Here is a 23,292-nt window from a genome sequence, read left to right as displayed (position 1 = left end):
CATCATGTTAAAAAATTCCACCATCAAATTGCGTCTTATCGTACTGCTCTGCATGCTCTGCCTGCTGCTGCTGGCCGTTGGCAGCCTCGGGTTATACAACATGCAGAGCAGCAATACCGGGTTGCAGCGCGTTTACAACGACAGGGTGGTTCCCCTCAAGCAGCTGAAGACCATCTCCGACAGCTATGCCGTCTCGATCATCGACAACCTCAACAAGGCCAATGCGGGGCTGATCCCGGCAGAAGGGGCTTTGAAACAGATACAACAGGCACAGCAGACAATCAAAAACGAGTGGCATCACTACCAGTCCACCACTCTCACACCAGATGAACAGCGTTTGTCAGCCGAGGCGACAACCCTGTTCAACGCGGCCGATACCGATATTGGCAAGCTGGAGAAATACCTCGCCACCCAGCACGGCATGATTACTGGCATGCTGAACACTTTTGACGGTGCCCTCTATGGCTCCATCGACCCGATAGGCAACAAAATCACCGAGCTGGTCAACCTGCAGCTCAATGTGGCCAAGTCGGAATATACCGCAGCGCAATCCTGGTATGACGTGATGCTGCTAACCATGGCGGTGGTTATCGCGGTCGGCATTGCACTCGCAGCCTGGTTTGGCACCCTGCTGATCAAAAGCATCATCACCCCCATCGAACAGGCTCTGCGCGTGGCCAATAGTCTGGCCGATGGCAATCTGGATGTATCGATCCAGATAGAGTCCAACGATGAAGCGGGTCAGCTCTTGATGGCGATGGATAACATGGTCAAGAAACTGGGAGCCTTGATCACGGATATCGAAACGCTGGTCACTGCCGCTGTCGAACAGGGCGACTTCAGCCACAAGATTGCGCTGGAGGATCGTCAAGGATATATCAAGCGGGTATCCGAGCTGCTGAATCGCCTCTCCCATGTGACAGATACCAGCCTGGAAGATGTGATGCGCATCGCCACCGCGCTCTCCAAGGGGGATCTGACCCAACGGATCGATGAGCCCTACCCAGGTATTTTCGGCCAGACCAAAGACGGCCTCAACCGGACCATCACTGCGCTGACCAATATCATCGAAGAGGTACGCAACGCTGCCGACAACCTGACCAATGCCTCCAATCAGGTGAGCAACACGGCGCAGGCATTGAGCCAAGCCACCAGCGAGCAAGCGGCCAGCGTTGAAGAGACCAGCGCCTCTATCGAGCAGATGAGCGCCAGCATCAATCAGAACACCGAGAACGCCAAGATCACCGACAGCATGGCCAGCAACTCGGTACTGGAGGCCACCGAAGGGGGCCAATCCGTTCAACAGACGGTGACCGCCATGCAGCAAATCGCTAAGAAAGTCAGCATCATCGACGACATTGCCTACCAGACCAACCTGCTTGCCCTCAACGCCGCCATCGAGGCGGCTCGCGCCGGAGAGCATGGCAAAGGCTTCGCAGTGGTTGCTGCCGAGGTGAGAAAACTGGCAGAGCGCAGCCAGATCGCTGCGCAGGAGATTGGTGAGCTCTCCTCCGACAGCGTCAGCAAGGCAGAGCGGGCTGGCAACCTGCTGGAGAGGATCGTCCCCTCCATTCGCAAGACCTCTGACCTGGTACAAGAGATCAATGCCGCCTCAGGCGAACAGGCCAGTGCAGCCAACCAGATCAGTCTGGCCATGAACCAGCTTAATCAGGTGACACAGCAGAATGCAGCCAGCAGCGAGGAGCTGGCTGCCACGGCCGAAGAGATGAGTTCACAAGCCAGCGAACTGCAGCAAACCATGGCCTTTTTTGCTCTGGAGAAAAGTGCGCAGCTCAACACCAGGCCCCATGAAACCGGCCACAAGGGCATGCCTCCCAGAGGCAGTTTCATCGCCCCTCCACAACGGGCCAGCCAGCCCAATCAACCATCATCCCATTCCATTGATGACGCGGATTTTGTCCGCTTTTAACCGGAGGCGACCATGCATACATCCACCGACATCACGGTGCCATCAGCGGCCGCTGACGAGAGCAGTGGCGATGCCCAGTACCTGACATTTCTGATCAACAACGAGATGTTCGCCATCAATATTCTGGGGGTCAAAGAGATCATCGAATACGGCAATATCACTCCGGTTCCGATGATGCCGGGTTTTATTCGCGGCGTAATCAACCTCAGAGGAGCGGTAGTGTCGGTCGTAGACTTGAATGCCCGCTTTGGCAATGCACCTTCGGTCATCACTCGCCGCAGTTGCATCGTCATTATTGAGGGGGTGGCCCCACAGGGCGATGAACCTGTAGGTCAGGATATTGGCGTTGTGGTGGATTCCGTATCGGAAGTACTGGGTATCCCACAAGCAGATATCGAACCCCCACCCAGTTTTGGTGCCCGCATCCGGGCCGATTTCATCAGCGGCATGGGCAAGGTCAACGGCAAATTCGTCATCCTCATCGATACCGGGAAAGTGTTGTCACTCGATGAGATGGCTCAACTCAACGAACTGGCCCAGCCACAGGCAAGGTTGCCACAAGGCAGCCTGCAACCCTCCTGAACAGGCCTCCATACTCCACGACATGCAGCATAAGGAAACGCTCATGACCCAATCACTCTTAGGAAAACTCTTCGGAGACAATGCCACCGAAGTGAGGCAGCGGACCCAGTTACTCGACGCAATTGGCCAGCTGCAACACGCAGTCCTGGCAGAGCAGGTTCCAGCACCACTCGATCTTTCCGGTATGGACAGTCCCTTTCGTGAAGTAGGACATGCCATCAACGAGGTGGTCACCTTGCTCAGCGACAAGCTGGAACAGAGCCGCAACGACATTAAAAAGAACCAGGTGCTGCTCCATGAGAACCAGCTGGTTCGCAAAGCACTCGACTGCGCCAGCACCAACGTGATGATTGCCGATACCAACCTCGACATTATCTATATGAACGAGGCAGTGACCGGCATGCTCAATCAGGCTGAGACCGACATCAAGAAAGAGCTCTACAGCTTCAACGCCAATCAGCTGATGGGCGCCAACATCGACAGCTTTCATAAAAATCCCGGCCATCAGCGCGCCATGCTGGCCAAACTCAACAGCACCTACCGCACCCAGATACAGCTGGGGGGGCGCACCTTCTCCCTGATCGCCAATCCGGTCTTCAACGATACCGGAGAACGGTTGGGATCCGTGGTCGAATGGGCCGACAGAACCAAGGAGGTAATGATAGAGAAAGAGATGTCCGACATTGTGCAGGCCGTGATCAATGGCGAGCTGCACCGCAGGATGGAACTTGCTGGCAAGAGCGGCTTCTTTCAGGCGATGGGAGAAGGGATCAACCAGATTGCCGAAGTGATCGACAGCACCCTCAACGACGTCATCCGGGTCGTGCAATGTCTGGCAAAAGGTGACCTGACCCAACAGATTGAGGCGGACTACCCCGGCGTGTTTGGCACCACCAAGGATGCGCTCAACAAGACCATCGCTTCGCTCACCAACATCGTCACCGAAGTGCGCGGCGCCTCTGACAACCTCTCCAGTGCCGCCGAGCAGGTAAGCGCGACCGCCCAGTCGATCAGCCAATCCAGCAGTGAACAGGCCTCCAGCATGGAGGAGACCAGCGCCTCCATCGAACAGATGAGCGCCAGCATCAACCAGAATACCGACAATGCCCAGGTCACCGATGGCATGGCCAGCAAGGCAGCCAAAGAGGCCGTAGAGGGAGGAGAAGCTGTCAAACTGACTGTGGATGCCATGAAGCAGATCGCCAGACGGATTGGCATCATCGATGACATCGCCTACCAGACCAATCTGCTGGCTCTCAACGCGGCTATCGAAGCGGCGCGGGCAGGCGATCACGGCAAAGGCTTTGCCGTAGTGGCCGCGGAGGTGCGCAAACTGGCCGAACGCAGCCAGGTGGCAGCACAGGAGATTGGCGAGCTGGCCTCCAGCAGTGTCGAGATGGCGGAAAAAGCAGGTCGCCTGCTCGATCAAATGGTGCCCTCCATCAACAAGACCTCGGATCTGGTGCAGGAGATCAGTGCCGCTTCGGTTGAGCAATCCACCGGTGTCAGCCAGATCAATCAGGCCATGAACCAGCTGAGTCAGGTTACCCAGCAGAACGCTTCTTGCAGCGAAGAGCTGGCTGCCACAGCAGAAGAGATGAGCAGCCAGGCTGAACAGCTGCAGCTGGCCATGGAGTTCTTTACCCTGGAGGCCCACGCAAAAGAAGGTAAAGCAGCCACCTCGCATCTTCACCCCAATACCCGAGGTCGCTTTATGAACGAGAGCAATGCCAACAGTCGGGAACGAGCCGCCACAGTCCAACGCCCCACGGGCGATGGCGATTTTGTCCGGTTCTAGTCACGGGAGAGGCGTTGCCTCTCCCATCTCCGACACCACAGGTAGAGGGACTGTTTTTTGTATCAAACCCAGCTGCATGATGATGAGTTCTCCCGTTTCCAGCGCTGGCTTCATCAAACGGCGGGGATAGAGCTGTCTCCTGCCAAGAAGGCGCTGGTGGCCAGCCGCCTGGCGAAACGCCTCTGCCACTATGAGCTGGATAGTTATGACGACTATTTCCAGCTCATCATGAACGATCGCAGCAGCGAACTGCAGCTGGCGCTTGATCTCCTTACCACCAACGAAACCTACTTTTTCAGGGAGCCCAAACACTTCGAGTTTCTGACGCGGGAGATAGTCTCAGCGCTCCCGCCCGAGCAACCATTGCGGGTCTGGAGCGCAGCCAGCTCATCCGGCGAGGAGCCCTACAGTCTGGCCATGACCCTCGCGGAAAAACGCAGCACCTTCAACTGGGAGATCCTGGCCTCCGATATCTCGTCCCGGGTGCTGGAACAGGCGATGAGCGGTCGCTACCCCATCGAGCGGGCGCAAAATATTCCACTGCCCTTTTTGATGAAATATTGCCTCAAGGGTGTGGGCCTGCAGGAGGGCATCTTCATCATCGATCGCAAGTTGCGGGACAAGGTGCAGTTCATGCAGATCAACCTCAATCAGGACCTGCCGGACATAGGCATGTTTGACGTCATCTTCATCAGAAACGTGATGATCTACTTCAACAAGGAGACCAAAGGGCAAGTATTGCAGCGGCTGGTACCCAGACTCAAACCCGGTGGCTACCTGCTGGTGAGCCACGCCGAGAGCCTGCATGGCCTGCACCACGGCCTGCAGCTTGTCTCGCCTTCCATCTATCAGAAGAGATAAGTCATGACTCGGGAGGTGATCCTGCAACCGGGAGAGCTTTTTTGGCAAGGAGGATGTGGTGGTCAGAACCGTACTGGGCTCCTGTATTGCCATCACCTTGTGGCATCCGGAGCAGAAACAGGGAGGAATGTGTCACTACATGCTGCCAAGTCGGCGCAATCCCTCAACCAAGCTGGATGGGCGCTATGCCGATGAGGCCCTCGCCTTGCTGCTGCAAGCGGCCAGTCACTATCCCGCCCCCATCCATGAATATGAGGCCAAGTTGTTCGGGGGTGGCAACATGTTTACCGAGCCTCAATACGCACAGAGCGACAACAATGTCGCCGCCAAAAATATTCAGGCAGCCTGGCAGCTGACCCGACACCTTGGCCTTGATATCAAGGCTCATCATCTTGGCCATAGCGGCCACCGAAGCTTGCTCTTTGAGCTCAGCAACGGCAGTGTCTGGCTCCGCCATCATCGTCTGCCACATCAACGGGAGTCGCGAGAATGAAGCAGATCCGGGTCATGCTGGTGGATGATTCCGCCGTGGTCAGACAGGTATTGCAAGCGGTGCTGGAGCAGGAGCCTGATATCCGGGTGATCGCCACAGCATCGGATCCCCTGTTTGCGCAGGAAAAACTGAAGAAAGAGTGGCCTGACGTTATCGTGCTCGATGTGGAGATGCCCCGTATGGATGGCATCACTTTTCTCACCAAGATCATGGCAGAGCATCCCACCCCGGTGGTGATCTGCTCCTCCCTCACCGAAAAGGGGGCCGAGACCACCTTGCAGGCAATGGCTGCCGGCGCGGTGGACATCATCACCAAACCGACCATGGGGATAAAAAGCTTTCTGCAAGAATCTGCCCACGACCTGGCCATGGCGGTACGTGCCGCGGCCCAGGCCAACCTCAAGCGCGTGGGCAAGCCCTCCTCTGTACCAGTCAGCACCAAACTCAACGCGGATGCTATGCTGGCGCCCAACCAGCACGCCATGGCACAAACCACCGAGCGGCTCATCGCCATCGGCACCTCGACCGGCGGCACCCAGGCACTGGAAGCCGTGCTGACTGCCTTGCCCCGGGTCAGCCCCGGCATCGTCATCGTACAGCACATGCCAGAGAAATTTACCGCCATGTTTGCCGAACGCCTGAACGGGGTCTGCCAGATAGAAGTGCGGGAGGCGAGAAACAATGACCGGGTGATCCCGGGGCTGGCGCTGATTGCCCCCGGAGGCAAGCATATGCTGCTCAAGCGCAGCGGTGCCTACTATCACGTCGAGGTGGTCGACGGGCCGCTTATCAACCGCCATCGCCCCTCGGTGGATGTGCTGTTTCGCTCGGTCGCCAAATATGCCGGCAAGAATGCCACCGGCATCATCATGACCGGCATGGGGGATGATGGTGCCCGAGGATTGCGCGAAATGCTGGATGCGGGTGCCAACACCTATGCCCAGGATGAGGCATCCTGCGTAGTCTTCGGCATGCCCAAGGAGGCGATCAAGCTGGGAGCTGCCCGCCATGTGCTCCCCTTGCAAGAGATGCAATACGCCATCCTCGGCAAATAATCCCTTATCGCGCGTTTTGACCATAAAAAAGTCCGGCTCCCCAAGGGGAGCCGGACTTTTTACATCAACCGGAACCAATCCGGTATCAGGCGAGCAGATTACTCTGCAGCAGGCGCTTCTTCAGCGGCCGGAGCGGAGTCAGCAGCAGGTGCAGCCGCTTCGGTCGGGGCGTTCGCTTCCTTGATGGAGAGACGTACGCGGCCCTGACGGTCCACTTCCAGTACCTTCACCTTGACCACGTCACCGATGGTCAGGTGGTCAGCCACGTTCTGCACGCGAGCGTCGGTGATCTGGGAGATGTGTACCAGACCATCTTTGCCCGGCAGAATGTTGACGAATGCACCGAAATCGGCCAGACGAACAACTTTACCTTCATAGATGCGGTTCACTTCGATCTCGGCGGTGATAGCCTCGATGCGACGGATCGCTTCCATGGCGGCTTCGTTGGCCACGGCGGAGATACGTACAGTACCGTCATCATCCAGCTCGATGTTGGTGCCGGTCTCTTCGGTCAGCGCACGGATCACTGAACCACCCTTACCGATCACGTCCTTGATCTTCTCAGGATTGATCTTGATGGTGTGGATACGCGGTGCGAAATCGGAGATCTGGGCACGGGGAGCCTGGATTGCTTCATCCATCACTTTCAGGATGTGCAGACGAGCGCCACGAGCTTGCTTCAGCGCAATCTCCATGATCTCTTTGGTGATGCCTTCGATCTTGATGTCCATCTGCAGCGCGGTCACACCTTCGGTGGTACCGGCTACTTTGAAGTCCATGTCACCCAGGTGATCTTCGTCACCCAGAATGTCGGACAGCACGACGAAACCTTCTTCTTCCTTCACCAGACCCATGGCGATACCGGCAACGGAGGCCTTGATCGGCACACCGGCATCCATCAGCGCCAGAGAGGAACCACAGACAGACGCCATGGAGGAGGAACCGTTGGATTCGGTAATTTCAGAGACCACGCGCACCACGTACGGGAACTCGGCGGCGCTCGGCATCACGGCAGCAACGCCGCGCTTGGCCAGACGGCCGTGACCGATTTCACGACGCTTCGGGCTACCCATCATGCCGGTCTCACCGACACAGTATGGCGGGAAGTTGTAGTGCAGCATGAAGCGATCGGCACGGTTGCCGGTCAGCTCGTCGATGTTCTGGGCATCACGCTCGGTACCCAGAGTGGCGACCACGATGGCCTGAGTTTCACCACGGGTGAACAGGGCTGAGCCGTGAGCACGGGGCAGAATACCGGTACCGACGCTCAGGGCGCGGATCATTTCCGGATCGCGACCATCGATACGCGGCTCACCACGTACTACGCGACCACGAACGATGCGGCTTTCCAGGCTGTGGAACTCTTCGCCGATCTTCTTGGCATCTTCTTCCACACCGGAAGCGATAACTTGCTCAACCACACGACCCTTGATGGCTGCGATGGTTTCGTAACGAACTGCCTTCTCGGTGATGCGGTAGGCTTCACCCAGCTCGGCGCTCGCCAGCTCGGCAACCTTGGCTTTCAGTGCTTCGTTGACGGCAGGCGGAGTCCAGTCCCACGGCTTGGTGCCGACGGCAGCGGCAAACTCGTTGATCGCATTGATCACGGTCTGCATCTGCTCGTGACCGTATACCACGGCGCCCAGCATCACTTCTTCGGAAAGGATGGCCGCTTCGGACTCAACCATCAGCACGGCATTGGCAGTACCGGCAACCACCAGATCCAGATCGCTCTGCGGCAGTTCGGTGGTGGTCGGGTTCAGCACATACTGACTGCTCATGTAACCCACGCGAGCAGCACCGATCGGGCCGCCAAACGGGATACCGGAGATGGCCAGTGCAGCAGAGGCACCGATCATGGCAACGATGTCGGGGGATACGGCCGGATTCACGGACATGACGGTCGCAACGACCTGAACCTCATTGAGGAAGCCTTCCGGGAACAGCGGACGAATAGGACGGTCGATCAGACGGGAGATGAGGGTCTCGCCTTCGCTCGGACGGCCTTCACGACGGAAGAAACCACCCGGGATACGACCAGCAGCATAGGTACGCTCCTGGTAGTTGACGGTCAGCGGGAAGAAATCACGGCCGTGATCGGCCTCTTTCTTGCCGACGACGGTCACAAATACGCAGGTATCGTCCATGCTGACCATAACGGCCGCAGTGGCTTGACGGGCCATCACACCGGTTTCCAGAGTGACGGTGTGTTGACCGTACTGGAATGACTTTACAATAGGATTCACGTGAATTTCCTTTTTACAATTTGGCTCTTTAAATTCGCGCACAAGTATACTTGATTCGATGCAAAAGGTAAGCGGCGACGCAAATTCTGTGAGGCAGGCAACGGCTTGAAGAGCAATAAAAAAGGGGAACCTGACGGTTCCCCTTTTTCGCGAAATCTGATGGTCGATTAACGACGCAGACCCAGCTTGGCGATCAGAGCAGCATAACGCTCGGAATCTTTACGCTTCAGGTAGTCCAGCAGCTTACGACGCTGGGAAACCATGCGCAGCAGACCGCGACGACCGTGGTGGTCCTTGGAGTGCTCTTTGAAGTGACCTTGCAGATGGTTGATCTGGGCAGTCAGCAGGGCAACTTGCACTTCGGGGGAACCGGTGTCGTTGGCGCAACGGGCGTTGTCAGCAACGATTTGAGCTTTGATCTCAGCATTTAGAGACATGGTAATACTCCAGTAGAGTGTTTAAAGGTTCACAGCCAATCTCTAATTCAGCCGTGAAATGAGGGCGGTATCATAATCGTCCCCGCCCCTTTTCGCAACGATAAAGAGGCGAAACGGGAAAGACGCGCTGATACCGCCTGAGGATCACTCCTCGTCGTGATAACGCACCAGTCGCTTGGGAGCGACGCGGCCATCATCATCAATCTCGCCAACCCCGATGAACTCGCGCTCCGGGCCGACCGTCATGCGAACCTGACCGCTTTGCGGCGCACCTGCCACCTGCACGGCCTGGCCCTGATTCACATAGGCAGCCACAACCGCCAGCATGTTCACCTCGGGCAAGCTTGCTACGGCGGTGTCCATCGGCAGCAACAGCGGATCCAGCTGCTCGCGCGGCGGGATGCTCTCGGCCTTGGCCTGCTCGAAGATGCACTCGAGTTGCTCCAGGGTCAGCATCCGCTCGTACGGATAACTGGCCACCTGGGTACGACGCAACTGGGTCACGTGGGCACCACAGCCCAGCACTTCACCCAGATCATCCACCAGAGAGCGGATGTAGGTGCCTTTGCTGCAGTGCACTTCAAGGCGCACTTCATCACCTTCGAAGCTCAGCAGTTTGAGCTCGAATACGGTGATGGGACGGGCTTCTCGCTCGATCTCGATGCCTTCGCGGGCATATTCGTAGAGCGGACGGCCGTTGTGCTTGAGCGCGGAGTACATGGAGGGCACCTGCATGATGGGGCCACGGAACTGGTCCAGCGCCTCGATCAGGGTACCGACAGCCACGTTCACCGGACGAGTAGAGACAACCTCACCATCGGAGTCGCTGGTGTTGGTGCGCTCGCCCAGTTTAGCGGTCACCTCATAGCGTTTGTCCGCTTCCAGCAAATACTGGGAGAACTTGGTGGCCTCGCCGAGGCAGATCGGCAGCATGCCGGTCGCCAGCGGATCCAGTGCGCCGGTGTGACCGGCCTTGGCGGCGTTGTAGATGCGCTTGACCTTCTGCAACACATCGTTGGAGGTCAGGCCGGTCGGCTTGTCCAGCAGCAGAATGCCGTGCACATCACGGCCCTTGAAACGACGTCTTCGGGTCATCTCAGGCTTTATCCTCAGTCGTGTCATCCGGTGCGGATTCAGCTTCTTCGTCACGGCCGGATTCGGCCATGCGACGCTTGTCTTCACGCACAGTGTTGGTCACCAGGTTGGAGAGACGCATCCCCTCGACCAGGGTCTGGTCGTAGTAGAAACGCAGCTCGGGCACCACGCGCAGACGCATGGCACTGCCCAGCAGACTACGGATATATCCGGCTGCTTCGGTCAGACCCTGCAAGCCTTCCTTGATGCGCTCGGCATCATTTTCCAGCTGCAAGAAGGTGACGTAAATCTTGGCATAGTTGAGGTCACGGGACACTTCCACATCGGAAACAGTCACCATGCCGATGCGCGGGTCTTTCACCTCGCGCTGCAGGATCAGCGCAATTTCACGCTGGATCTGCTGTCCGACCCGACGGGTCCGGCTGAATTCTCTGGCCATATTCTATCCTGCGATAAAAGGGGGCCGCGGCCCCCTATTTTGTCTAACTCTCGGCTTACAGAGTCCGTTGGATTTCAACAGTCTCGTAAACTTCGATCTGATCGCCTTCGCGCACGTCGTTGTAGTTCTTGACCGCGATACCACACTCGTAGCCGTTGCGAACTTCGTTGACGTCATCCTTGAAGCGGCGCAGGGATTCCAGCTCGCCTTCATAGATAACCACGTTGTCACGCAGAACGCGGATACGGTTGGAACGCTTGACCACACCTTCGGTAACCATACAGCCGGCAACGGCGCCGAACTTCGGAGACTTGAAGACGCTACGCACTTCAGCCAGACCGATGATCTCCTGACGATACTCAGGGGCCAGCTTGCCGCTCATGGCCTGCTTCACTTCGTCGATCAGGTCATAGATGACGGAGTAGTAACGCAGATCCAGGCTCTCGGATTCGATGACCTTGCGCGCAGATGCGTCGGCACGGACGTTGAAACCAACCAGGATGGCGCTGGAAGCAGCAGCCAGGGTCGCGTCGGTTTCGGTGATACCACCTACGCCGGAACCCACGATCTTCACCTTCACTTCGTCGGTGGAGAGTTTGACCAGCGCATCGCAGATCGCTTCCACAGAACCTTGTACGTCGGCCTTGATCACCACGTTCACTTCGGACACTTCGCCCTCGGTCATGTTGGCGAACATGTTTTCCAGCTTGGCCTTCTGCTGGCGAGCCAGCTTGACTTCGCGGAACTTGCCCTGACGATAGAGCGCCACTTCACGGGCTTTCTTCTCGTCACGGACAACGGTGGCTTCGTCACCGGCAGAGGGAACGCCGGACAGACCCAGAATTTCCACCGGCAGGGACGGACCCGCTTCCTTGATCTCGCGACCCAGTTCGTCACGCATGGCGCGAACACGGCCGTACTCGAGACCACACAGAACGATGTCGCCCTGACGCAGAGTACCTTCTTGTACCAGTACGGTAGCAACCGGACCACGACCTTTATCCAGGAAGGATTCGATCACGACGCCGTTGGCCATGCCATCAACCACCGCTTTCAGCTCCAGTACTTCGGCCTGGATCAGGATGGCTTCCAGCAGGTCGTCGATGCCTTCGCCAGACTTGGCGGACACGTGCACGAACTGGCAGTCTCCACCCCAATCTTCGGACATGACGTTGTAACGGGCCAGTTCGGTCTTGACGCGATCCGGATCCGCTTCCGGCTTGTCGATCTTGTTGACCGCAACAACCAGCGGCACACCGGCCGCCTTGGCGTGCTGGATAGCTTCGATGGTTTGCGGCATCACGCCGTCGTCAGCTGCAACAACCAGAACAACGATATCGGTCGCCTTGGCACCACGAGCACGCATGGAGGTAAACGCCGCGTGACCCGGAGTATCCAGGAAGGTGATCATGCCACTGTCAGTCTGGACGTGGTAAGCACCGATATGCTGGGTAATACCACCGGCTTCGCCAGCAGCAACCTTGGCTTTACGAATGTAGTCGAGCAGCGAGGTCTTACCATGGTCAACGTGACCCATGATGGTAACGACCGGTGCGCGCGGCTTGGCTTCGGAGGTCTCGTCACGATCGGACAGTACCGCCTCTTCCAGCTCGTTCTCACGACGCAACACAACCTTGTGACCCATCTCCTCGGCGACCAGCTGAGCGGTCTCCTGGTCGATCACCTGGTTGATGGTGGCCATGGCACCCATCTTCATCATCACCTTGATGACTTCAACGCCCTTGACGGCCATCTTGTTGGCCAGCTCGGCCACAGTGATGGTCTCGCCGATGACGACGTCGCGGTTCACCACGGCAGCCGGCTTGTTGAAGCCGTGCTTCATGGCGTTCGGCATGGCAACCTTGCCGCGCTTGCCTTTACGGGCACGCGGGTTGCGAGAATCGCGATCATCTTCACGACGACCGGCTTTCTTCGGTGCCTTGGCAGCTGCGGCAGTGCGGCGGCTGGTCTCTTCTTTCCGATCCAACTCGTCTTCTGCGGCTTGCGCATGCTTGTTGGTGGTCAGATGGTAGTCGCTGCTCTCTTTGGCGCGAGCGGCCTCTTCTTCAGCCCAGCGGGCTGCGTTCTGTTCCGCCATGAGACGAGCCTCTTCGGCTTTCTTCGCGGCGAGTTCTTCAGCTTTTTTCAAAGCTGTTTGTTCCTGTTGGCGCTTCAGTTCTTCTGCTTCGCGCTTGGCCATCTTTTCTGCCTCTTGCTGAGCTGTGCTACTGGCTGCTTTGGCGGGCTGTGAAGCCTGTCGAGCCTTTGATTGTGCCTCGATCCGCGCCTTTTCCTCAGCTTCACGACGAGCTTGCTCAGCCTCACGGCGAGCCTTCTCTTCAGCTTCGAGGCGAGCCTTCTCTTCGGCCTCGCGACGAGCTTTTTCTTCTGCTTCCAAACGCGCTGTTTCCTCGGCTTCCGCCTGACGCTGTTCATCTTCCAGCGCCGAGCGTCTTACATAGGTGCGAGACTTGCGCACTTCTACCTGCACTTCCTTATTCTTGCCGCCAGTCCCCTGAACACTGATGGTGCTCTTGGTCTTGCGCTGCAAGGTCATGCGGGCAGGAGCGGCGACCTCGTCACCTCCATGCTGTTTCTTCAGGTGTGCCAGCAGAGCCTGTTTCTCAGACTCGCTGACCATGTCGTCGGCCTTGCTCTTGCTGATACCGGCATCGACAAACTGCTGGAGAAGACGATCAACCGGTGTGTCGATGTCAGTGGCAAGTTGTTTGACTGATACTTCTGCCATTCATTTTCCTCCGTTTGATCTTACTCGGACTGCTCTTCTCCGAACCAACAGATATTGCGAGCAGCCATAATGAGCTCACCTGCCTTCTCGGCAGTCAGCCCTTCAATATCAGCAAGGTCATCGATACCTTGCTCAGCCAAATCTTCCAGGGTGCCCACGCCACGGCCCGCCAGAGCGTAAGCCAGTTCGCGGCTCAGACCGTTCAGATTGAGCAGCTCTTCGGACGGCTCAACGCCATCGAAAGACTCTTCTTTTGCCAGTGCCTTGGTAGTCAGGGCATCTTTGGCGCGCTTGCGCAGCTCTTCGACCATGTCTTCATCCAGACCGTCGATAGCCAGCAGCTCGTTAACCGGTACAAAGGCGATCTCTTCCAGGGTAGAGAAGCCCTCTTCCATCAGCAGACCGGCGAAATCGTCGTCGATATCCAGAGTGCTGGTGAACAGGTTCATGATGCGGTCGTTTTCGGCCTGGTGCTTGGCACGCATGTCCTCAACGGTCATCACGTTCAGCTCCCAACCGGTCAGCTGGGAGGCCAGACGCACGTTCTGACCATTGCGACCGATGGCCTGAGCCAGGTTGGCAGCTTCCACGGCGATATCCATGGTGTGGTTGTCTTCATCAACGATGATGGAGGCCACATCGGCAGGTGCCATGGCATTGATCACGTACTGGGCCGGGTTGTCATCGTACAGCACGATGTCGGCACGCTCACCGCTCAGCTCGGCGGAGACAGCTTGCACACGGGCGCCACGCATACCGATACAGGCACCGATCGGGTCGATACGACGATCGTTGGTCTTCACCGCGATCTTGGCGCGGGAACCCGGATCACGGGCTGCGCCCATGATTTCGATCATCTCTTCACCGATCTCCGGTACTTCGATACGGAACAGCTCTTTCAGGAAGTCCGGGCTGGAACGGCTGACAAACAGCTGGGAACCACGGGCTTCCGGGCGTACTGCATAGAGCAGGCCACGGACACGGTCGCCCGGGCGGAAGGTTTCACGCGGCAGCATGTCATCACGGAAGATCACGGCTTCAGCATTGCTGCCCAGATCCAGGATGACGTTGTCGCGGTTGCTCTTCTTGACCACACCACTGATGATGGTGCCTTCTTTATCTTTAAATTGATCAACTACTTGTGAACGCTCGGCTTCGCGCACTTTTTGCACGATAACCTGCTTGGCGGTCTGAGTAGTGATACGGTCGAAGGTTACAGAGTCGATCTGGTCTTCAACATACTCACCGATCTGGATTTCCGGCTGATCAATTTGTGCCGCTTCCAGGGTGATTTCAGCATAGGGGTTCTCCATCGCGGCTTGATCCGCAATGACTACCCAGCGGCGATAAGTGTCGTAGTCACCGGTCTTGCGATCGATTTCGACCCGAACTTCAATCTCGCCTTCATATTTTTTCTTGGTCGCAGTCGCCAGCGCGGTTTCCAGAGCCTGGAAGATCTTCTCGCGGGGTACCGCTTTCTCGTTGGATACTGCGTCAACGACCAGCAAAATCTCTTTATTCATATCCGATAGCCTCGTTAACCAAAGTTCGGCACTATGTTCGCTTTTTGGATATTGGTGAAAGCCAACACGTCGTCCTTACCATCTACTGTCAGGGTGATCATGTCGCCTTGCACAGCTTTGATTACGCCTTTGAACTTGCGGCGGTTGTTTGTTGCCATCCGAAGCGTTACCGCCGCCTCTTGGCCAACGTATTTTTCGAAATGGGCAACCTTGAACAGGGGACGATCCAGGCCTGGGGAGGACACCTCGAGGTAGTACTCCTCGGTGATGGGATCTTCGACGTCCATGATGGCGCCAACCTGATGGCTGACCTCAGCACAGTTCTCGACAGTCACACCCTGCTCGCCGTCGATATAGACACGCAAGGTGGAGTGTTTACCCGCACGGATAAACTCAATACCCCAAAGTTCAAAACCCAAGGCAACGACCGGAGCCTCGAGCAGATCGGTCAAACGTTGTTCCAACGTAGCCAAAGTCACCCTCCGAAAAACAAAAAAAGGGCATAAAGCCCAGATAGATATCGATTCAGAGTAAATTGCACATAACAAAAAGCCCCGATGTCAAATCGGGGCTTGGCGCTTTACCCTGATTGTCGCCTCGCAGCGACCGCCTTCCTGAGCGTAGGAAATGCGTGAAATTTGGTTGCGGGGGCCGGATTTGAACCGACGACCTTCGGGTTATGAGCCCGACGAGCTACCATGCTGCTCCACCCCGCGTCCGAAATCGTGCGAGATTATAGCCACTTCACTCTCTCGATACAAGACTGAATGGCTATAATACACTCGGTTTCCCGAGCTCACTGCTTAATTGGTGCCGTGGGCGGGACTCGAACCCGCACACCCTAGAGCACTACCCCCTCAAGATAGCGTGTCTACCAATTCCACCACCACGGCAAAACTCTTACTCGGGAACGTCAGTATCTTTCTTCACTGGCGCTTTAGTCTGCTCAACCTGTTGGGTTTGTTGCAGATTTTCCCATTCACTACCCTGCTTTACCTTGTTGCTGGACATAGATCCGAGCACCAGGCTGATAACGAAAAACAGAGTAGCCAAAATTGCTGTTGTTCGGGTCAGGAAACTGCCTGAACCACCGGAGCCGAATACTGTGTTCGATGCCCCTGCGCCGAAGGAGGCGCCCATATCAGCCCCTTTACCTTGCTGAATCATCACCAGACCAATCAGAGCCAGTGAAACCAGCAGATAAACGACTAAAAGAATCTCGTACATTTAACTTGCACCCTTTGCCGCTTCAACAATCCCTAAAAACGCATCGCTATCGAGGCTTGCTCCGCCAATCAGTCCGCCATCAATGTCGGGCTGTGCAAACAAATCTCTCGCGTTGCTCGGCGTTACGCTCCCACCATAGATGATTCTAACTTTCTCACCTATTACCGGAGTATCCTCCGCCAAGCGACCACGTATAAAGGAATGAACCTCTTGTGCCTGCTCGGGTGTGGCGCATTTACCTGTACCTACAGCCCAAATCGGCTCGTAGGCGATGATAGCATTATCGAAAGCCATCGCGCCATTTTTCTCTATGACGATATCCAGCTCTTCAGCGATCACCTCGAAGGCTCTTCTCGCCTGCCTCGCCGCACCTGATTCACCTAAACAGAGGATGGGAATCAAGCCTGCCGCTCTGGCTGCCGCAAACTTCTCTGCGACGATAAAACTGGTCTCACCAAAGAGACGCCTGCGCTCGGAGTGCCCTACCAATACGTAACGACACCCTGCCTCAACCAGCATCTGACACGAGATTTCTCCAGTGTAAGCGCCAGTAGCGTGCTGACTCACATTCTGAGCCCCCAACTTTATTACCTTCTGCTCATTGAGCAGTAAAGCGCTAAAATCGAGATGCACATGGGAAGGACATAGAACCACATCTACTTTTCCGTCAACGCCATTTAGGCACTGACTCGTAAACTGCTCTAACTGCGACCTACTACCGTGCAACTTCCAGTTGGCTGCTACAAACGGCTTGCGATGTCCCATCGGCAACTCCCTTGCGAAAGCGGGGCTGATAATATCCAGAGGATGCTCAGCTGACAAGTGCTATTTTTAAATTTTTGAATCGTTTGAACAAGATACAACCAGGGCGGCTAAAAAGCCGCCCTGGTTGTTCATTAAAACGCCGATTCGACCTGCTTGGCTATGCGCTGAGCCATGTCACGCACCTGCTGTTCATGCTCCCCTTCGACCATGACCCGGATCAGCGGTTCGGTACCTGATTTACGCAACAGTACGCGACCACGACCAGCCAGCTCCTGTTCCACCTTGGCAACCTCAGCCATGACCGCATCAGCGGCCAGCGGATCCTTGCCTTCGGCAAAACGAACATTCACCAGCACCTGCGGGAACTTGCTCATGCCGGAGCGCAGCTTGGCCAGCGGCATCTCGGCGCTGCGCATGGCGGTAAGCACCTGCAAGGCGGCTACGATGCCATCACCCGTAGTGGTCTGATCCAGGCAGATTATGTGGCCGGAGTTCTCGCCACCGATACGCCAGCCCTTCTCTTCCATCATCTCCAGCACATAGCGGTCACCCACCTTGGCACGGGCAAACGGAATGCCCAGGGTTTGCAGCGCCAGCTCCAGACCCATGTTGGCCATCAGGGTGCCGACGACACCGCCTTTGAGGCGACCATTGCGCAGAGCATCGCGCGCGATGATATAGAGCACTTCATCACCGTCGATGAGATAGCCGGTATGGTCAACCATGATCAGACGATCACCATCGCCATCAAAGGCAACCCCCAGATCGGCCTTGCACTCCAGTACCTTGGCCACCAACGCGTCAGGCGCAGTCGAACCGACACCATCGTTGATGTTGAGACCATCCGGGGCACAGCCCATGGTGATCACTTCGGCACCCAGTTCGCGGAAAACCGACGGCGCAATGTGGTAAGTGGCGCCGTGGCCACAGTCGACCACCATTTTCACCCCATCCAGATTCATGTGAGAGGGGAAGGTGCTCTTGCAGAATTCGATATAGCGACCGGCGGCATCATCAATGCGCACCGCTTTGCCAAGTTCGGCCGACTCGACACACTTGAGCTCGTGATCCAGCTCGGCTTCGATAGCCAGCTCGACATCATCGGGCAGCTTGGTGCCATCGGCGGAGAAGAACTTGATGCCGTTGTCGTAGAAGGGGTTGTGGGAAGCGCTGATGACGATGCCAGCTTCGGCACGGAAGGTGCGAGTCAGGTAGGCAACCGCCGGCGTGGGCATGGGCCCCATCAGAATGGCTTTAAGGCCTGCCGCGGAGAGCCCCGCTTCCAGCGCGGATTCCAGCATGTAACCGGAGATGCGGGTATCTTTGCCAATCAGCACCTTTTTGGTGCCCTTCTTGGAGAGCACTTTGCCAGCAGCCCAACCCAATTTCATTACAAAATCAGGGGTAATCGGGTATTCGCCAACCTTGCCACGCACACCATCGGTACCGAAATACTTTCTTGCCATTGTCTGTTCTCTTTATTATCTGGAAATAAAATCTTGTCCCGTCATTGCCAGCCAACCGACGCGCAATGCGTCCATGGTCTCCCGTACATCGTGTACCCTGATGATGCGGGCCCCATGCTGCATACCGATAAGGGCGCATGCCAGACTGCCCGCCAGACGCTCATCCACCGGACGGCCCAGCAAGTTGCCTATCATAGACTTTCGCGACATCCCCACCAATAGCGGCAAGCCATAATCAAGCAGTTCCTTTTGAGCCGCCAACAGCTGATAGTTGTGTGCAAGGGTTTTGCCAAAGCCATATCCCGGATCCAGCAACAGCTCTTCACGACGGATCCCGACCGCCAGACAAGCCGCAATACGCTCATCGAAGAAGGCGCGTACCTCCCCGATCAGGTCGTCATAGTGCGGCTCGACTTGCATGGTTCTCGGCTGCCCCTGCATATGCATCAGACAGACCGGAACCCGAGCTTCGGCCGCGGCTTGCAGTGCTCCAGGTTCTTGCAGTGCCCGCACATCGTTAATCAGATGGGCACCCACCTTGCACCCCTCCCGCATCACAGCCGCTTTGGAAGTATCGAGGGAGATCATCACATCAAGCTCACGGACCATCTGTTCCACGACAGGAATGACCCTGTCCAGCTCCTCCTGCTCGCTCACATCGGGCGCACCAGGGCGGGTTGACTCGCCACCGATGTCGATGAGGGTCGCACCGTCAGAGACCATCTGGCGCGCATGGGCCATTGCCCGTTCAAACTGGTTGAAATTACCGCCATCAGAGAAGGAGTCGGGCGTCACATTGAGGATCCCCATAACATGGGGACGATCGAGGGAGAGGCTGAGCCCCTTGCTGGTTAACTGCATTTTCACGTCCATCTGATAAAGAAAAACCCCGGGCAAGCCCGGGGTTTGGAGAGTCACAATTATTTGGCCGGAGCGTCGTTGGCTTTGTCGATAGTGACATCCGCCACCGGTGCAGCCTCATCGGCAGGCTTGGCCTCGGCAGCCACGGTGGAACCGCCTTGCGGGGTATCACCGTGCTCGTCATGCCAGTTGCTCGGAGCTCGAACCTCGCGACGGGCCATCAGATCATCGATCTGCTTGGCGTCGATGGTCTCGTACTTCATCAGCGCATCTTTCATGCTGTGCAACACGTCCATATTATCCAGCAGGATCTGCTTGGAACGGGCGTAGTTGCGGTCGATGACCTGCTTGACTTCGGCATCGATAACGCGAGCGGTATCGTCGGACATGTGCTTGGCCTTGGCCATGCTGCGACCGAGGAACACCTCGCCATCTTCTTCCGCATAGAGCATTGGGCCGAGACGCTCGGACATACCCCACTGGGTCACCATCTTGCGTGCAATGTCGGTCGCTCGCTCGATGTCGTTGGAAGCGCCAGTAGAAACCTTCTCGGCACCATAGATCAGCTCTTCTGCCAGGCGACCGCCATACAGGCTGGAGATCATTGACTCCAGATGCTGCTTGGAGTGGCTCCAGCGATCCTGCTCCGGCAGATACATGGTCACACCCAGCGCACGACCGCGCGGAATGATAGAGACCTTGTAAACCGGGTCATGGTCAGGCACGAGACGACCAATGATGGCGTGACCGGCTTCATGATACGCAGTCATCTCTTTTTCGGACTCTTTCATCACCATGGAGCGGCGTTCCGCACCCATCATGATCTTGTCCTTGGCCTTCTCGAACTCAGCCATGGAGACCACTCGGCGGCTCTCACGAGCAGAGAAGAGGGCTGCTTCGTTGACCAGGTTGGCCAAGTCCGCACCGGAGAAACCGGGGGTACCACGGGCAATCAGCGCCGGATTCACGTCATCCGCCAGCGGAACTTTGCGCATGTGCACTTTCAGGATCTGCTCGCGACCACGGACATCCGGCAGACCGACCACAACCTGACGGTCGAAACGGCCCGGACGCAGCAGTGCCGGATCCAGTACGTCAGGACGGTTGGTGGCAGCGATGACGATGATGCCTTCATTGCCTTCAAAGCCATCCATCTCGACCAGCATCTGGTTAAGGGTCTGCTCACGTTCATCATGACCACCACCCAGACCGGCGCCACGCTGGCGACCGACCGCATCAATTTCATCGATGAAGATGATGCAGGGGGAGGATTTCTTGGCCTGTTCGAACATGTCACGCACCCGGGAGGCACCGACACCGACGAACATCTCCACGAAATCGGAACCTGAGATGGTGAAGAACGGCACCTTGGCCTCGCCCGCAATGGCCTTGGCCAGCAGGGTCTTACCGGTACCGGGAGGACCAACCAGCAGCACACCGGTCGGGATCTTGCCACCCAGTTTCTGGAATTTGCTCGGGTCGCGTAGATAGTCGACCAGCTCCTTCACCTCTTCCTTGGCTTCATCACAACCTGCAACGTCAGCAAAGGTAGTCTTGATCTGATCTTCGCTCATCAGGCGAGCCTTGCTCTTGCCGAACGACATGGCACCTTTGCCACCGCCGCCCTGCATCTGACGCATGAAGAAGACCCAGACACCGATCAGCAGCAGCATCGGGAACCAGGAGATGAAGATAGAGGTCAACAGAGACGGCTCTTCCGGCTTCTCGCCCATCACTTTGACATTGTGATTGAGCATGTCGTTGAGCAGCTGGGGATCCGGCGCCGGGATGATGGTGGTGAATCGTTCACCAGTACGCTTGACGCCATTAATGACCTTACCGTCCATCCGCACTTCACGGATCTGCTCTTGGGTCACCTCTTTAACGAAGCTGGAATAGTCCAGCTGGCGACTGGTGGTATCGCTGGGGCTGAAGCTATTGAACACCGACATCAAAACGACGGCGATGACCAGCCACAGGATTAAGTTTTTCGCCATGTCACTCAAATCAGTAACCTCGCAGACTGACAGTTAACGATGAAGGTTAGGGTACTACAGTTTAAAACCGGTAGCCACAATGTAGACTTCCCGTGATCTGGCGCGGGATGAGTCTGGTTTACGAATTTTGACAGCGGAGAAAAGTTTACGAATTTCATTGAGATAGGCATCAAAGCCCTCTCCCTGAAACACCTTCACTACGAAACTGCCGTCACTACGCAATACCTGATTGCACATGTCCAGCGCCAGCTCCACCAGATACATGGCGCGAGCCTGATCCACCTGCTGGGTACCGCTCATGTTGGGCGCCATATCAGACATCACGACATCGACCTTGTCGGGACCCACTCGCTCCAGCAAAGCGCCGAGTACAGTTTCCTCCCGAAAGTCCCCTTGCAGGAAATCGACACCAGCAATGGGATCCATCGGCAAAATGTCACATGCGATAACGCGACCCGAATCACCAACCTGTTCAACCGCAAACTGGGACCAACCACCGGGGGCTGCCCCCAAATCCACTACGGTCATGCCATGTTTCAGCAAGCGATCCTTGCCCTGGATCTCGTCAATCTTGAAAACAGCACGAGAACGAAGGCCCATTTTCTGGGCTTTTTTGACGTATTGATCGTCGAAATGTTCTTTTAACCAGCGAGTTGAACTGGGGGAACGTTTTTTCTGGGTCATGATAATCGACTTTAAAAAACCACAAGGGTTATTAGTATTAAGGGCTAAGTGGGGGTAGAATACGCCCCTTTCAACCCTGACTTATGAAGAAATTGCGATGATTCTCAACAATAAACAGAAACAGTACCTCAAGGGCCTTGCCCATAGCCTCAAGCCTGTCGTCCTGCTGGGTCAGCATGGTCTGACCGAAGGTGTACTGGCCGAGATCGATCTGGCACTGAACCATCACGAGCTGATCAAGGTTAAGGTTGCCTCTGAAGATCGCGAAATGAAACAACTGGTTATGGATGCTATCGTCCGTGAAACCGGTTCAATCAAGGTGCAAAGCATGGGTCATGTGCTGACCATTTATCGTCAAGCCAACGAACCCAAAATCCAGCTGCCCCGCAAGTAAAAGGAAAGAGCATCGCTCTTTCCTTATTCCACTTCTTCCCGAGTCGCTTGCCAAAGTAGTCGCAAAGCCCTTAACCTGCGATGAATACTTCCGGACACGCATTATGGCTCACCATCCTATTCTGACCGACGATGAGCTGGCCATGCTGCGGGACTTGGGGAGCAATCAGGACACCCATGTTCTGAGTGGTCACCTCGATGCCCCCATGCTTGGCTTGCTGCAAAAAGCCGAACACCTTGTACTCGAAGCCCGCTTCGCAGGCCATCAGCTGCGTTTTCCCCTGAGCTTTACCCAAGGGGAAGATGGCTTCGTCGAGCCCCGCTTATCTGCACCGGTCATCAGGGAACTGGGATTTGCGCAACCGCGTGCCTGGCGTCTCACCCAAAAAGCCAAGCTTTGCAGCGAATTGGGCCTATTTCAGGTACTCAGCCTCTCCCTCAACGGCCTCATCGTGGAAAATTTGCCAACCGACATGGTGGCCGATACCCCCATCAACGGCGAGCTCTGCATCGAGCAAGAGGCCCCTCTTCCACTGCAGGGACGACTGGTAAGGCGCATCAAAGCCAATGCCGACCATGCCACCTGGGCACTGAGCTTTCAAATGAGCGAGAGCAACATCGAACGGCTGCGCCACTGGTTGTTTCAGCGTCATCAGGACGCCTTTACCGAGGCGTATCTGTCCTGATTTTT

General features: G+C 56.5%; 20 protein-coding genes, 2 tRNA genes and 1 pseudogene. 8 read left to right on the top strand and 15 right to left on the bottom strand.

Going from position 1 to position 23,292, the window contains the following annotated elements:
• The first annotated feature begins 4 nt into the window (after positions 1-4).
• The 6 genes and pseudogenes from ACTG2B_RS04560 (at position 5) to ACTG2B_RS04535 (ending at position 6,719) form a co-directional block, all read left to right on the top strand.
• Positions 5-1,930 (top strand): HAMP domain-containing methyl-accepting chemotaxis protein, encoded by a 1,926-nt coding sequence (locus tag ACTG2B_RS04560; RefSeq protein WP_439995267.1) that lies wholly within the window; start codon positions 5-7, stop codon positions 1,928-1,930.
• Positions 1,931-1,942: 12 nt separating this feature from the next.
• Positions 1,943-2,512 (top strand): chemotaxis protein CheW, encoded by a 570-nt coding sequence (locus ACTG2B_RS04555; RefSeq protein ID WP_005358506.1) that lies wholly within the window; start codon positions 1,943-1,945, stop codon positions 2,510-2,512.
• Positions 2,513-2,555: 43 nt separating this feature from the next.
• A complete protein-coding gene (locus tag ACTG2B_RS04550) occupies positions 2,556-4,310 on the top strand; it encodes a methyl-accepting chemotaxis protein (protein ID WP_118854250.1) in 1,755 nt (584 codons plus the stop codon).
• Positions 4,311-4,367: 57 nt separating this feature from the next.
• The gene (locus tag ACTG2B_RS04545) at positions 4,368-5,171 is read left to right on the top strand and encodes a CheR family methyltransferase (protein WP_040068586.1); all 804 of its coding nucleotides are present in this window, start codon (positions 4,368-4,370) and stop codon (positions 5,169-5,171) included.
• Positions 5,172-5,174: 3 nt separating this feature from the next.
• A pseudogene (cheD, locus tag ACTG2B_RS04540) lies at positions 5,175-5,664 on the top strand (chemoreceptor glutamine deamidase CheD).
• Complete coding sequence (locus ACTG2B_RS04535) at positions 5,661-6,719, top strand: protein-glutamate methylesterase/protein-glutamine glutaminase (protein WP_005338795.1); 1,059 nt, start codon at positions 5,661-5,663, stop codon at positions 6,717-6,719. Before cheD ends, ACTG2B_RS04535 begins: the two are co-directional and overlap by 4 nt.
• A gap of 98 nt (positions 6,720-6,817) precedes the next feature.
• Here the strand turns inward: ACTG2B_RS04535 and pnp are convergent, their stop codons facing one another.
• The 15 genes from pnp to rlmE all read right to left on the bottom strand — a co-directional run bounded on the left by pnp (position 6,818) and on the right by rlmE (position 22,208).
• On the bottom strand, positions 6,818-8,965 hold the full coding sequence (gene pnp / locus ACTG2B_RS04530) for a polyribonucleotide nucleotidyltransferase (RefSeq protein WP_439995266.1): 2,148 nt from the start codon (positions 8,963-8,965) through the stop codon (positions 6,818-6,820).
• A gap of 167 nt (positions 8,966-9,132) precedes the next feature.
• The gene (gene rpsO, locus ACTG2B_RS04525; protein ID WP_005338797.1) at positions 9,133-9,402 is read right to left on the bottom strand and encodes a 30S ribosomal protein S15; all 270 of its coding nucleotides are present in this window, start codon (positions 9,400-9,402) and stop codon (positions 9,133-9,135) included.
• 144 nt (positions 9,403-9,546) lie between these two features.
• Entirely contained in the window at positions 9,547-10,497 is a 951-nt protein-coding gene (truB, locus tag ACTG2B_RS04520; protein ID WP_005338798.1) for a tRNA pseudouridine(55) synthase TruB, read from the bottom strand.
• Position 10,498: 1 nt separating this feature from the next.
• Positions 10,499-10,936 carry a 30S ribosome-binding factor RbfA gene (gene rbfA / locus ACTG2B_RS04515; RefSeq protein WP_005338799.1) on the bottom strand — a complete coding sequence of 146 codons (438 nt, stop codon included), beginning with the start codon at positions 10,934-10,936 and terminating at the stop codon, positions 10,499-10,501.
• A 55-nt stretch (positions 10,937-10,991) separates the two neighbouring features.
• Positions 10,992-13,685, bottom strand: coding sequence for a translation initiation factor IF-2 (gene infB / locus ACTG2B_RS04510; protein ID WP_005338806.1), 2,694 nt, complete (start codon positions 13,683-13,685; stop codon positions 10,992-10,994).
• A gap of 20 nt (positions 13,686-13,705) precedes the next feature.
• Positions 13,706-15,208, bottom strand: a complete 1,503-nt coding sequence (gene nusA / locus ACTG2B_RS04505; RefSeq protein WP_005338808.1) for a transcription termination factor NusA — start codon at positions 15,206-15,208, stop codon at positions 13,706-13,708.
• A 14-nt stretch (positions 15,209-15,222) separates the two neighbouring features.
• Positions 15,223-15,681 (bottom strand): ribosome maturation factor RimP, encoded by a 459-nt coding sequence (gene rimP / locus ACTG2B_RS04500; RefSeq protein WP_005338809.1) that lies wholly within the window; start codon positions 15,679-15,681, stop codon positions 15,223-15,225.
• A 166-nt stretch (positions 15,682-15,847) separates the two neighbouring features.
• Positions 15,848-15,924 (bottom strand) — tRNA-Met (locus ACTG2B_RS04495).
• A gap of 92 nt (positions 15,925-16,016) precedes the next feature.
• Positions 16,017-16,101 (bottom strand) — tRNA-Leu (locus tag ACTG2B_RS04490).
• Positions 16,102-16,108: 7 nt separating this feature from the next.
• Positions 16,109-16,435, bottom strand: coding sequence for a preprotein translocase subunit SecG (gene secG, locus ACTG2B_RS04485; protein WP_005338811.1), 327 nt, complete (start codon positions 16,433-16,435; stop codon positions 16,109-16,111).
• Positions 16,436-17,200 (bottom strand): triose-phosphate isomerase, encoded by a 765-nt coding sequence (gene tpiA / locus ACTG2B_RS04480; protein WP_139443145.1) that lies wholly within the window; start codon positions 17,198-17,200, stop codon positions 16,436-16,438.
• Positions 17,201-17,331: 131 nt separating this feature from the next.
• A complete protein-coding gene (gene glmM, locus ACTG2B_RS04475; RefSeq protein WP_005338823.1) occupies positions 17,332-18,666 on the bottom strand; it encodes a phosphoglucosamine mutase in 1,335 nt (444 codons plus the stop codon).
• A gap of 15 nt (positions 18,667-18,681) precedes the next feature.
• A complete protein-coding gene (gene folP / locus ACTG2B_RS04470) occupies positions 18,682-19,527 on the bottom strand; it encodes a dihydropteroate synthase (protein ID WP_439965257.1) in 846 nt (281 codons plus the stop codon).
• Between the two features lie 59 nt (positions 19,528-19,586).
• Positions 19,587-21,533: an ATP-dependent zinc metalloprotease FtsH gene (gene ftsH / locus ACTG2B_RS04465; protein WP_005343537.1), complete on the bottom strand. Its 1,947-nt coding sequence runs from the start codon at positions 21,531-21,533 to the stop codon at positions 19,587-19,589.
• A 45-nt stretch (positions 21,534-21,578) separates the two neighbouring features.
• Positions 21,579-22,208, bottom strand: coding sequence for a 23S rRNA (uridine(2552)-2'-O)-methyltransferase RlmE (gene rlmE / locus ACTG2B_RS04460; RefSeq protein WP_005338828.1), 630 nt, complete (start codon positions 22,206-22,208; stop codon positions 21,579-21,581).
• Positions 22,209-22,305: 97 nt separating this feature from the next.
• Between rlmE and yhbY the strand changes: the two genes are divergently transcribed.
• Together yhbY and ACTG2B_RS04450 are read left to right on the top strand one after the other, a co-directional pair.
• The gene (yhbY, locus tag ACTG2B_RS04455; protein ID WP_005338829.1) at positions 22,306-22,602 is read left to right on the top strand and encodes a ribosome assembly RNA-binding protein YhbY; all 297 of its coding nucleotides are present in this window, start codon (positions 22,306-22,308) and stop codon (positions 22,600-22,602) included.
• Between the two features lie 103 nt (positions 22,603-22,705).
• The gene (locus ACTG2B_RS04450) at positions 22,706-23,287 is read left to right on the top strand and encodes a hypothetical protein (RefSeq protein ID WP_043822834.1); all 582 of its coding nucleotides are present in this window, start codon (positions 22,706-22,708) and stop codon (positions 23,285-23,287) included.
• Positions 23,288-23,292 lie beyond the last annotated feature (5 nt).

This window comes from Aeromonas sp. 30P (assembly GCF_051919805.1).
GTDB classification, from domain to species: domain Bacteria; phylum Pseudomonadota; class Gammaproteobacteria; order Enterobacterales; family Aeromonadaceae; genus Aeromonas; species Aeromonas veronii.
Note: the sequence above shows the minus strand (reverse complement) of the source record. Positions and strands in the feature narration are given on the sequence as shown.

What these genes read in the sequence shown, in the direction of transcription:
- ACTG2B_RS04560 (WP_439995267.1), top strand. Translation starts at nt 5, where the DNA reads ATGTTAAAAAATTCCACCATCAAATTGCGTCTTATCGTACTGCTCTGC.
- yhbY (WP_005338829.1), top strand. Translation starts at nt 22,306, where the DNA reads ATGATTCTCAACAATAAACAGAAACAGTACCTCAAGGGCCTTGCCCAT.
- nusA (WP_005338808.1), bottom strand. Translation starts at nt 15,208, where the DNA reads ATGAATAAAGAGATTTTGCTGGTCGTTGACGCAGTATCCAACGAGAAA.
- rpsO (WP_005338797.1), bottom strand. Translation starts at nt 9,402, where the DNA reads ATGTCTCTAAATGCTGAGATCAAAGCTCAAATCGTTGCTGACAACGCC.
- ACTG2B_RS04535 (WP_005338795.1), top strand. Translation starts at nt 5,661, where the DNA reads ATGAAGCAGATCCGGGTCATGCTGGTGGATGATTCCGCCGTGGTCAGA.
- truB (WP_005338798.1), bottom strand. Translation starts at nt 10,497, where the DNA reads ATGACCCGAAGACGTCGTTTCAAGGGCCGTGATGTGCACGGCATTCTG.
- rbfA (WP_005338799.1), bottom strand. Translation starts at nt 10,936, where the DNA reads ATGGCCAGAGAATTCAGCCGGACCCGTCGGGTCGGACAGCAGATCCAG.
- secG (WP_005338811.1), bottom strand. Translation starts at nt 16,435, where the DNA reads ATGTACGAGATTCTTTTAGTCGTTTATCTGCTGGTTTCACTGGCTCTG.
- ACTG2B_RS04555 (WP_005358506.1), top strand. Translation starts at nt 1,943, where the DNA reads ATGCATACATCCACCGACATCACGGTGCCATCAGCGGCCGCTGACGAG.
- folP (WP_439965257.1), bottom strand. Translation starts at nt 19,527, where the DNA reads ATGCAGTTAACCAGCAAGGGGCTCAGCCTCTCCCTCGATCGTCCCCAT.
- infB (WP_005338806.1), bottom strand. Translation starts at nt 13,685, where the DNA reads ATGGCAGAAGTATCAGTCAAACAACTTGCCACTGACATCGACACACCG.
- tpiA (WP_139443145.1), bottom strand. Translation starts at nt 17,200, where the DNA reads ATGGGACATCGCAAGCCGTTTGTAGCAGCCAACTGGAAGTTGCACGGT.
- ACTG2B_RS04450 (WP_043822834.1), top strand. Translation starts at nt 22,706, where the DNA reads ATGGCTCACCATCCTATTCTGACCGACGATGAGCTGGCCATGCTGCGG.
- glmM (WP_005338823.1), bottom strand. Translation starts at nt 18,666, where the DNA reads ATGGCAAGAAAGTATTTCGGTACCGATGGTGTGCGTGGCAAGGTTGGC.
- rlmE (WP_005338828.1), bottom strand. Translation starts at nt 22,208, where the DNA reads ATGACCCAGAAAAAACGTTCCCCCAGTTCAACTCGCTGGTTAAAAGAA.
- ACTG2B_RS04550 (WP_118854250.1), top strand. Translation starts at nt 2,556, where the DNA reads ATGACCCAATCACTCTTAGGAAAACTCTTCGGAGACAATGCCACCGAA.